The sequence below is a fragment of the Rhodococcus sp. BP-241 genome (genome assembly GCF_019836145.1).
Classification (GTDB): domain Bacteria; phylum Actinomycetota; class Actinomycetes; order Mycobacteriales; family Mycobacteriaceae; genus Rhodococcoides.
This window is the reverse complement of sequence record NZ_JABUEI010000002.1, coordinates 142,968-153,899: the sequence shown is the minus strand read 5'-3', so window position 1 is coordinate 153,899 and position 10,932 is coordinate 142,968. Positions and strand designations below refer to the sequence as shown.

General features: G+C 69.8%; 2 protein-coding genes. Both read right to left on the bottom strand.

Going from position 1 to position 10,932, the window contains the following annotated elements; translation table 11 throughout:
- Positions 1-101: 101 nt before the first annotated feature.
- Positions 102-8,777, bottom strand: coding sequence for an amino acid adenylation domain-containing protein (locus tag HQ308_RS04205; RefSeq protein ID WP_222645513.1), 8,676 nt, complete (start codon positions 8,775-8,777; stop codon positions 102-104).
- 625 nt (positions 8,778-9,402) lie between these two features.
- Positions 9,403-10,908 (bottom strand): amidohydrolase, encoded by a 1,506-nt coding sequence (locus HQ308_RS04200; protein WP_222645512.1) that lies wholly within the window; start codon positions 10,906-10,908, stop codon positions 9,403-9,405.
- Between the last annotated feature and the right edge of the window lie 24 nt (positions 10,909-10,932).

Genomic DNA, 10,932 nt, shown 5'->3' with positions numbered 1-10,932 from the left:
CCGTCGCCCCATCTGATCCACCCTATCGAGCAGGGCGGCGCGCACGCCGCTCACCCGGGTGGTGTGAACGGCGCCTGTCTCCGTGGCGTGGACGGATCCCGTCATGAGCTCCGCATGGCGAGTCCGATACCCGTCGAGGTCAACGGCACGACGTCGATCTCGGTGCCGTCGGCGAAGCCGTCGCACGACTCGCTGTCGCCCCGGCCCGCGTCGGTGACCACCACGGCGAGATCCTCGAACTCCCCGGCGTCCACCGCCGACAGGTCCGACGGGGTGGCGAACAGGTGCGTCACCCACTGATCGAGCAGCACGTCCGTCAGCGACTCCGCCGCACCGTCCTGCACCAGCACAGCGGCGCCCGCGACACCGGCGACCAGCGCCCGCAGCGCCTGCGACACGGTCGAGACCGCCGCCGTCGCGAACAACCGGGACTCGTAGTCCACGGCGAGTCGATCGAGTTCGGCGGACACGATGCCGGAGAGCTCGTCGAACGTGAGCACGCCGACCGAGCCCGTCCCGGTCGGCAGGACCAGCGCCGGATCGGCTCCGTTCTGCGGGCGTGCCCGATCCGCGTACGTGACGGGGCGCGCGGAGAACTGCGCCACGTCGTCGGCGGCGTCGTCCACCGACAGGATCAGCGGCGCCCGACTCCCGTTGCGGGATGCGCCGGACAGCACGATCACGTCGGGTGCGACTCGGCCGATGTCCAACGCCGCGCCTGCCTTGAGGATCCCCCACCACAGGGCCAGGGTGTCCGTGTCGAGGCCGGAGTCGCCGGACCGGACCGCGACCGTCGACCCGGCACCGACTCCTGCCCCCGCGAGCCAGCGCGCCAGGCGGTTGGAACGAGCGTCGAGGTCGGCGTAGCTGACCTCGTTCTCGCCGATCACGACGGCGGGGGCGTCCGGATCCGATTCCACGGCCGACGCGAACGACGTGACCACCGACGGTCCCGAGTACGCCGCGGGAGTCGTGGGCTCCACCACGGGCGCCGCGGTGACCACCTCGGCGAGCGGCAGATCGGCGACGACGCGCGTGGGTTCGGTGACCCCGGCCCGCAGCACCGACGCCAGATGCCGGCCGAAGGTCTCCACCGTCTCCTCGTCGAACAGCTCGGTCGAGTACGTGAACATCATCGTCATGTCGCCGCCCGGCTTCCGCGAGCCGTCGTCGTCGACCGTGAGCAACAGATCGAAGTTGGCGGGCTCGAACGGATTCTCCAGTTCGGACACGGTGATCTCGGGCAGCTCCACCCGCGCCGGCGTGATGTTGCGGAACGCCAGTGCGGTCTGGAAGAGCGGCGGCACCGATCCCGTGCGCTGCGGCGCGACGGCGTCGACGACGGTCTCGAACGGCACCTCCGAGTGCGCGAACGCGTCGACGTCCACGCGACGGGCTGCGGCCACCAGTTCGGCGAAGCTCAGATCCTCGTCGACCCGCAGACGCAGGGCCACCGTGTTGACGAGCATGCCGACCAGGTTGTCGAGCGCCGGATCTCCGCGGCCCGCGAGAGCGGTGCCGATCGCGATGTCCGTCGATCCGGACAGGCGGGAGAGGACGACGGCGAGTGCCGCGTGCACCACCATGAATCGCGTCGCGTTGTGGTCGCGCGCCAGTGCCTCCACCCGGTCCGCCGCGAACCCGTCCACTGCGAAGTGGACGGACGCACCCTCGCGGGTGGGCGACGCCGGCCGCTCCCGGTCACGCGGCAGGTCCAGCTCCGGGGGCAGGCCGTCGAGAGCCTGCTTCCAGTAGGCGATCTGGGCGGACGCGACCGACTCGGCGTCGCGGGGCGAGCCGATGACGTCGCGCTGCCACACCGCGTAGTCGGCGTACTGGACGGGGAGCGGAGCCCACGCGGGGTCGACGCCCTCGGTGCGTGCGAGGTAGGCGGTGACGAGGTCGCGGGTCAGCGCCACGCGGCTCACGCCGTCCGCGGCGATGTGGTGCACGACGATCGCGAGCACGGCCTTGGTGGAGACTTCCGGATCTCGGAACACCGCGAGCCGCAGCGGGACCGCCGTGGTGACGTCGAAGCCGCGCGTCGCGAGGGCGACGAACTCGTCGATCCACCGCGCGGACGGAACATCCTGGACGGCGAGCTCGACGCCCGCCTCGTCGACCGTCAGGATCTCCTGCCGCGGTACGCCGTCCGTCTGCGGGTACACGGTGCGGAGGATCTCGTGTCTCGTGACGAGGTCACGAACAGCACGACGCAGTGCCATGAGATCGAGACGGCCTTCGAGCCGGATACCTAACGGCAGGTTGTACATCGGCGACGACGGGTCGAGCCGGTTGCTCAGCCACATGCGCTGCTGTGCGAGTGCCAGCGGAATCACATCGGGACGGGGACCCGCGACGAGCGCGGGTCGATCGGACGCACCGAGCTCGGCGACGACCGCCGCGAGACGCGAGACGGTGGTCGCATCGAACACGGCGCGGACCGGAACGTGCACGCCCAGTTCGGTACCGATGCGGGACGCGACCTGGGTCGCGACGAGCGAGTTGCCGCCGAGTCCGAAGAAATCGTCGTCCAGGCCGACGGGTGTGACGTCGAGGATGTCCTCGAAGACACCCGCGATCGCCTTCTCCACCCGCGTCTCGGGTGCGCGGTACGTGCGATCGGAGTCCTCGGTGACCTCGGGCAGTGCCTTGCGGTCGAGCTTGCCGTTCACGGTCAGCGGCAGACGGTCCAGCTCGACGATGCGCGCGGGAACCATGTACGCCGGCAACAGCGAGGCGACGTGTTCGGTGACTGCCGCCGCGTCGACCGTGGAGCCCGATTCGGGCACCACGAACGCGACCAGGACGTCGCCGGCCGGGCGCCGCACCACCGACGCGGCGGCGCCCGCGACACCGGGCGTGGACGCCACGACGGTCTCGATCTCGCCCAGTTCGACGCGGAATCCGCGGATCTGCACCTGGGCGTCCGCACGTGCGAGGTACTCCAGCGCGCCGTCGCGGTTCCACCGCACGACGTCGCCGGAGCGGTACATCCGCTGACCGGCCAGGTACGGGTTGGCCACGAAACGCGTCGCGTTCAGGTCGGGGCGACCGACGTAGCCCTGCGCCAACTGAGCACCCAGGACGTAGAGCTCACCTGGAACCCCGACGGGTACGGGCCGCAGGGCGTCGTCGAGCACAATGCCGCCGAGACCCGGGACGGGAACGCCGATGACGCTGCCCTGGGCCGCGGCCGCGAATGCCGCCGTCAACTCCTGGTAGGTGACGTGCACCGTCGTCTCGGTGATGCCGTACATGTTCACGAGCCGGGGACTGTCGTCCGCGTGCCGCGCGTACCAGCGCTGCAGCTGCGACAGATCCAGCGCCTCACCGCCGAAGACGACGTGGCGCAGGGACAGCTCGGTGCCCGCACGGTCGCGCTCGGCCTCGGCGAGTTGATAGAACGCCGACGGTGTCTGGTTGAGCACCGTCACGCCCCGGTCGGCGAGCATGTCGAGGAAGTCGCCCGGCGAGCGAGCGGTCCAGTGGTCCACCACGACGACGCTGCCGCCCGTGGTGAGCGCGCCCCACAACTCCCACACCGAGAAGTCGAAGGCGTAGGAGTGGAACATCGTCCAGACGTCGTCGGGTCCGAAGCCGAAGTACTGCTCGGTGTTCGTCAGCAACGTCACCACGTTGGTGTGCGGGATCGCCACACCCTTGGGGTTACCGGTGGATCCGGAGGTGTAGATGATGTACGCGACGTCGTCCGGCCGCGCCACGGGCAGCAGCGCGGTGGACCCCGACTCCGAATCCGATTCCGCCGCTACGACATCGGTGTCCACGACGACGGTCAGGCCGTCGCGCCGCACCTGGTCCTCGAGCCGAGCGGAGACCACGGCGAAGCGCGCACCGGAGTCGGCCACGACGTAGTCGACCCGGTCGCCCGGATACTCGGGGTCGATCGGCACGTAGGTCGCGCCTGCCCTCATGACGGAGAACAGCACGGCGACCAGATCCACCGACCGGTCGCACACCACCGCGACCCGATCGCCGGACCGCACCCCCAGCGCGTACAGCCTCGCTGCAGCGGCGCGCGAACGAGAGTCCAACTCGCCGTAAGTGATCGACACCTCGCCGAACCGCACTGCACTCGCTTCGGGGTGGCTCGCCGCGTGATCGAGCACCCGCGAGACGATGGTGTCGTCGCCCACGGGACGGCCCTCGGACACGCGCTGGATCGACCTCTCGGCGACCACGCGGTCACTGGCGTCGAGCACGTCGATGTCGGCGACCGACACGGTGGGATCGTCGACGATCGTGGTCAGCACCTGCACGAACCGGCGCGTGATCGCCTCGATGGTCGAGGCGTCGAACAGTGTCGACGCGTACGAGAAGGTGGCCGGCATACCGGCGGGACGGCCCGCGTCGTCGGTGCGATCGGTCATGGTCAGCTGCAGATCGAACTTGACCACCTGCAGGTCGAGATCGACCGTGGACAGGCGCAGTCCGGTGAGTTCCACCGTCGAGTGACCCATGTTCTCGAACGCCAGCATCACCTGGAAGATCGGGTGACGCGACTCCGACCGCGCCGGGGACAGCACCTCCACGAGACGCTCGAACGGAACGTCGCTGTTGGCGAACGCCTGCAGGTCGCGTTCGCGGACGTGGTCCAGCAGCGCGTCGAACGGCTGGCGACTGCCCACGGTGGTGCGCAGCGCCAAGGTGTTCACGAACATGCCGACGAGGTCGTCGATCGCCGCGTCGCCGCGTCCCGCGACCGGGGTGCCGATGACGATGTCGTCGGTAGAACTGATCTTGGCGAGCGTCACGGCCAGCGCCGCGTGCACCACCATGAAGAGCGTGGTGCGGTGGCGCCCGGCCAGGTCGATCATCTTCGCGTGGAGCTCGGCATCGATCTCGAACGCGTGCGCTCCGCCGCTGAGCGACGACCGGGACGGACGGGCCCGGTCGATCGGGAGCGGCAGCAGATCCGGTGCGTCGCGCAGGGTCTCGACCCAGTAGCGCTCCTGCTGCGCGATGAGCGACGTGGGATCGTCCTCGGACCCCAGCACCTCCCGCTGCCACAACGTGTAGTCGACGTACTGCACGGGCAGTGGGGTCCACGTGGGCGCGTAGAACGCGATGCGGGCGCTGTAGGCCGCCATCAGGTCGCGCGCGAGGGGTGTCAGGGATGCACCGTCGGCGGAGATGTGATGCACCACGATGGCCAGCACGTGGTCGGTCTCGCTGATCTGGAACAGGCGACCGACCAGCGGGACGTGCTCCGTGACCTGGAAGGTGGTCATCGCGAAGGAGATCAGCACGCCGTGCAGATCCCCCGCGTCGACCGGCACGGGTGTCAGGTCCGGCACCACGGCCTCGGGATCGTGGACGACCTGGACCGGTCCGTTCTCGGTGTCCGGGTAGGACGTCCGCAGCGCCTCGTGGCGGTCGACGACGTCCATGATCGCGACCTGCAGCGCGGCGATGTCCAGATCACCCTCGAGGCGCAGGGCCAACGGGATGTTGTAGGCGACCGACGACGGGTCGAACTGATTGAGGAACCACATGCGGCGCTGCGCGAGCGACAGCGGCACCGGCCCGGTCCGCTCGCGGGGCACCAGCGGCGTGCGGGTCTCGCCGTGGCCACCCTGCTGCAGTCGGGACGCGAGCGACTCGACGGTGGGTGCCTCGAACAACGTGCGCACCGAGACCTGTGTCCCCAGTGCGGCACCCAGACGGGAGACGGCGCGCGTCGCGATGAGCGAGTTGCCGCCGAGAGCGAAGAAGTCGTCGTCGAGTCCGACCCGGTCGACACCCATCAGTTGCGTGAAGACGGATGCCACGATCTCCTCGACCACGGTGGTCGGGGCGCGGAACTCGCGCGTCGCGAGCACCGGCTCGGGCAGCCGCCGGTGGTCGATCTTGCCGTTGACGGTGACGGGCAGGCGGTCCAGGACCACGACGGCGGCAGGGATCATGTGCGACGGAAGATGTTGCGCGGCATGGCGTAGCAGTTCGGTGTGCTCGAGCGTCGTGTCCGGACGCAGCACGACGTACGCCGCGAGCACCGTGGCTCCGGACGACTGCCGGTGCGCCACGGTGACGGCGGTACGGACGCTGGGATGCTCGGCGAGCACCGCGTCGATCTCGCCCAGTTCGATGCGGAAGCCGCGGATCTTCACCTGCGAGTCGGCGCGACCGACGTAGACGATGTCGCCGTCCTCGGTCCACCGGACCAGGTCACCGGTGCGGTACATGCGCCCGCCCGGCTCGGCCCACGGTCCGGCCACGAAGCGCGTGGCGGTGAGCGCGAAGCGATTGGCGTACCCGCGGGCGAGGTCCACACCGGCGAGATACAGCTCACCCACGACACCCACGGGAACGGGCCGGAGCCTGTTGTCCAACACCACCTGTCGCGTTCCTCGGATGGGCGACCCGATGGTCACGGGAGCACCGGGCACCAGTGGATCGGAGATCGATCCGATCATCGTGGTCTCGGTGGGGCCGTAGGCGTTCCGCAGCGCGGTGCGCGGAGCCCAGCGTGCCGCCACCTCGGACGGCAGTGCCTCACCGGCGCTGATGATCGACTCGATCTGCTCGAGACCGTCCGGGTCCAACGATCCCAACGCGGCCGGCGTGATGACGACGTGCGTGACGTTCTTCTCGCGGATGTAGTCCGCGAGTTCCTCTCCGCCGAACACCCCCGACGGAGCGAGAGCCAGCGTCGTCGCCGACGAGAGCGCCATCAGCTGCTCGAAGATGGACGCGTCGAAACTCGGCGACGCGACACCGAGGACGACCGACTTCGTCGACACCCCGTACGAGACGGTCATCTCGCCGATGATGTTCGACAGTCCGTCGTGGCCGACGGTGACGCCCTTCGGCAAGCCGGTGGATCCCGAGGTGTAGATCATCCACGCAGCGGTGAACGGTCGGACCGGAGCCGATCGCTCGGCGTCGGTGATGCGGGCGGGCGAGCAGACCTCGAGATCGCCGCACAGCTCGTCGTCGTCGACGACGAGCCAGTCGATCGTGTCCGGCAGGTCCGCGACGTGTCGTCGGGTGGTCACGCCGATCCGGGCGCCCGAGTCCCCGAGCATGTGCACGATGCGCTCGAGCGGATACGCCGGGTCGATGGGCAGGAAGGCGCCGCCCGACGCCACGATCGACCACGTCGCGTGGATCATCTCGACCGATCGACCGAGTGCGACCGCGACGACGCTCTCCGGTCCGACGCCCCGCGAGATCAGCAGCCGGGCCAGACGGTTGGAGCGCGCGTCGAGCTCTTCGTACGTGACCGATTCCGACCCGCACGTGACGGCCACCGTGTCCGGAGCGGCGTCGACGGCGCGGGCGATGATGTCGCCGAAAGTGACCTGCGGGAAGCTCTCGCCGCCCAGTGCGGGGACGAAACGCCGCCGCTCGTCGTCGGTCAGCACCTCGAGCGATCCGAGCGGTGCGTCGGGCTCGGCATCGATCAGCGCATCGAGGAAGCGCACGAAGCGGGCACGATGCGCGTTCAGCTGGTCCTGCGTGTACCGCAGCGGGTTCGCCTCGAAGTCGATCCGCAGTTCGCGGCTGTCCGCACCGGGATAGATGTTCAGCGCCAGGTCCTCGACCGGACCCGTGGTCAGGACGTTGTACGAGCCGTTGAGGTCGCCGAGCCGCAGCTCGTCGTGGAACAGCATGATGTTGATCGACGGGCCGAACAGTCCGCGTTGGGTCGCCGACTCGCCGCTGTCGCGACGAATGTCCTCGTGGCGGTAGCGCTGCCGGCGCAGGGCGCCGGTGAGTTCGAGCTGGGCGCGGGACGCGGACTCGGCGACCGTGCAGCTCGGCGGGAGTGCGAGACGCAGCGGGACCACGTTGGAGACCATGCCGCCCGAGCGACGCATGGCCGCCGTCGTGCGCGCCGAGACCGGCAGGCTCAGGACCGTGTCCTCGGCCCCCGTCATGCGGGAGACGAACGCGGCGAAGGCGGCGACCACGAACGGTGCCGACGCGGTGCCGAGATCGGTGACCCGCCGGTCGAGGCGCTCGGCGAGGTCGGTGGAGACGAAGCCACCGGCGATGAGCGCGGGCGACGTCGGCGGAGCGGTGACGGCCGAGAGGGACGGCGGATCCGGGAGGCTGCGCACTCTCTCCGCCCAGTACGCGGCGTCCTTCTCGAAGCGGTCCGACGACCGGTACTTGGCGTCGTCGACATAGAGATCGGTCAGATCGACGGCCTTGGAGGGTTCGGGCTCCCTGCCCTCCACCGCTGCCGTGTACAGCGCAGCGGTGCGCTGGATCATCGTCATCGCGCCGAAACCGTCGAGCGCGACGTGATGGATGCGGGAGTACCAGAACCACCGCTCGTCGCTCAACTGCAGCACGTGGGACACCACGAGACGGTCGACGAGCATGTCCACCGGCGTGCTGTACTCGCGCGTCATCCAGTCCATCGCCGCGGCTTCCGGGTCGGACTCGGAGCGCAGGTCGAAGTAGGAGATGTGATCACGCATGCTGAGGTCCACGTACTGGAACGGCTCGCCGTCCACCTCGGCCAGACGCAGATAGCCCGATCCGAACTCGCGGCCCGCCCGGTCCAGCGCGTACTCGAGACGGTCGAGGTCGAGGCTTCCGTTCAGCTCGACGTAGTGCGCGATCGCGATCGGCACGTCCCCGGCCAACTGCTGCGCGAACCAGATGCCGCGCTGTGCTCCCGACAGCGGGAACGCGCCCTCGGGCAGCACTCCCGCCGAGCTCACCTGCGTCTCGCTCGTCACCGTCTCGTCGGAGCGGTCGTCGTCAGCCGGTCCGCCGTCGAACCGTGCACCGTCATCCACTCGTCTACTCCCCGTGATCTCTCGCGACACCGTGCTCGCGCACCGCGCCCCGGCCGACCGAGCCCACCGTCGTGAACGGTGGCAGGACAGCGATTCCCCCGATTCGCGATCCGTACCCGGCGCTGTGCCCGTCGATTCGCCCGTGGGCGTCGTGCTCCACTTCCACCTCATTCCTTACCGGAATGCGGGCGCCACTCGTTACGTCGCTGATCAGTGACGATGAATCGACGTGGTCGATGACAGTCCTTTCGTTGGCAAGCAGCCCTCCATGCTAGTCGACCACGTCGGGTACGACCCAACGCGCTCGCCGCGCGACGCGAGAAAAGGGTGTGTGAGCAGGGACGACGCCCTCGGAACACGGTCCCCACCCCCGTCACGAGGAATGGCACGAAAACGGTCGACGATCCCGTTTCCGGAGGGATTGTCGGACTTTCCACCGAACAGGCGCCGCCCGTGGCCCACCGACGCGCCGAATGCGGCCCGCGACGCTCCCGGCGGCGTCGACCGGGCGTGGAACATGCACCCACACCGCGAGACTGTTGTCACACATCGACACTACCGCCGGGTAGCGACACGGGTCAGGTTGCTCGGCCACCGCGTGTGTCTCCGACACGGTGGCGAAGGCTCAGGACACGTGGGTCGCGCGCCCACCGCTGATCGTGGCGATCACCGGAACGGACCGCAGGTCGGCGTTCGACAGGACGTACGGGGACTCGGCGAGCACGACGAGATCGGCGGCGGATCCGACGTCGACACCTGCGCGCCCACCCGATGCCGCCCGCAGTGCGACGTCCATCGCCACCGCCTCGCCCGGATGCCAGGACGGTCGCTCGTCGTCGGTGCGGAACACGGCGTCGGCGACGGCCGACCGCGGATCGGGCGGGGAGACGGGAGCGTCGGACCCGAACTGCAGCAGCGCGCCGTGGCGGTGCAGCGAGTGGTAGCCGTACGCGATCGATCGTCGGCCGGACCACAGCACGTCGGCGACGTCGCGGTCGGTCACCGCGTGCTGAGGCTGGACCGAGGCGACGACGCCCAGCGCCGCGAACCGGTCCAGGTCTTCCGGGCGGACCTGCTGCGCGTGCTCGACGCGTCCACCGACGACGGGGAGAGCACCCGAGTCCATGAGCGCGCGCACGGTCTCGAAGGCGTCGAGCACGACGGTGTTGGCGCGGTCACCGATGGCGTGCACCGCGGCGGCGATCCCACCGCCCGCCGCGCGCGAGATCAATCGCACCAGCTCCGGATGGTCGACGAGCAGCAGCCCGTGTGCCTCGGCGTCGTGCGTCGCCGGCGCCGCGTGCCCCGCGTCGGGATAGGGGTCGTGGCAGCAGGCCGTCCGCGTGTTGAGCGACCCGTCGGCCATGATCTTCAGCGGTCCCATGCGGAGCATGCGGCCCGTGTCCGCGGCGACGTCGCCGGTCCGGTGGCCGGCCGCCAGTGTCTCCTCGAGCCACGTCGGCCACGTCGACGCGCTCACCCGCACTGCCGGACGACCGGAGGCGAAGCGCCGCGTCCACGCGGTGAGGTTGTCGTCGAACTCGAAGTCGAGGACCTCGGTCACGCCCCGCGCGGCGAGATCCTCGGTGGCCTCGCACACGTACTCGTCGAGCACGCCCGTACCGACACGCGCGTCGACGGCACTCGCGATCGCGATGGCGTCGTGATCGCGGAAGACACCGGTGGGGTGATCGACCGCGAGCTCGCGCAGCAACGCCGGGGAGAGCCAGACGGTGTGCAGATCCATGCTCGTCACCGCGACGGACACACCCGGCAGCGCGGCCTCGAGCAGGTCCTTGTGCGGTGCGTCCGGCCAGAGGGCACCCCGGAAGCCCTGTGCACGAACGTCGCCGGTGAGGCCCGACGTCACCAGCAGGTCGACGAGGTGCCGTGCACTGGTGGCCGCGCCGACGTCCAGTCGGCGGCGCGCGAGTGCCCACTGCGCCATGTGCAGGTGCCCGTCGACGAACCCGGGCAGCACTACTCCCCCGCGCCCGTCGACGACGGTCTCGGCGGAGGCGGGAGTCAGGCGCTCCCCGGGTGCCGAGATCTCGCTCACCAGGTCGTCGACGATGCGGACGTCCGAGAGGTCGTCCCGCGCGGGTTCGACGCGCACACGTTGCAGCAGCACGATGTCAGACCCTAACGGTGCGCG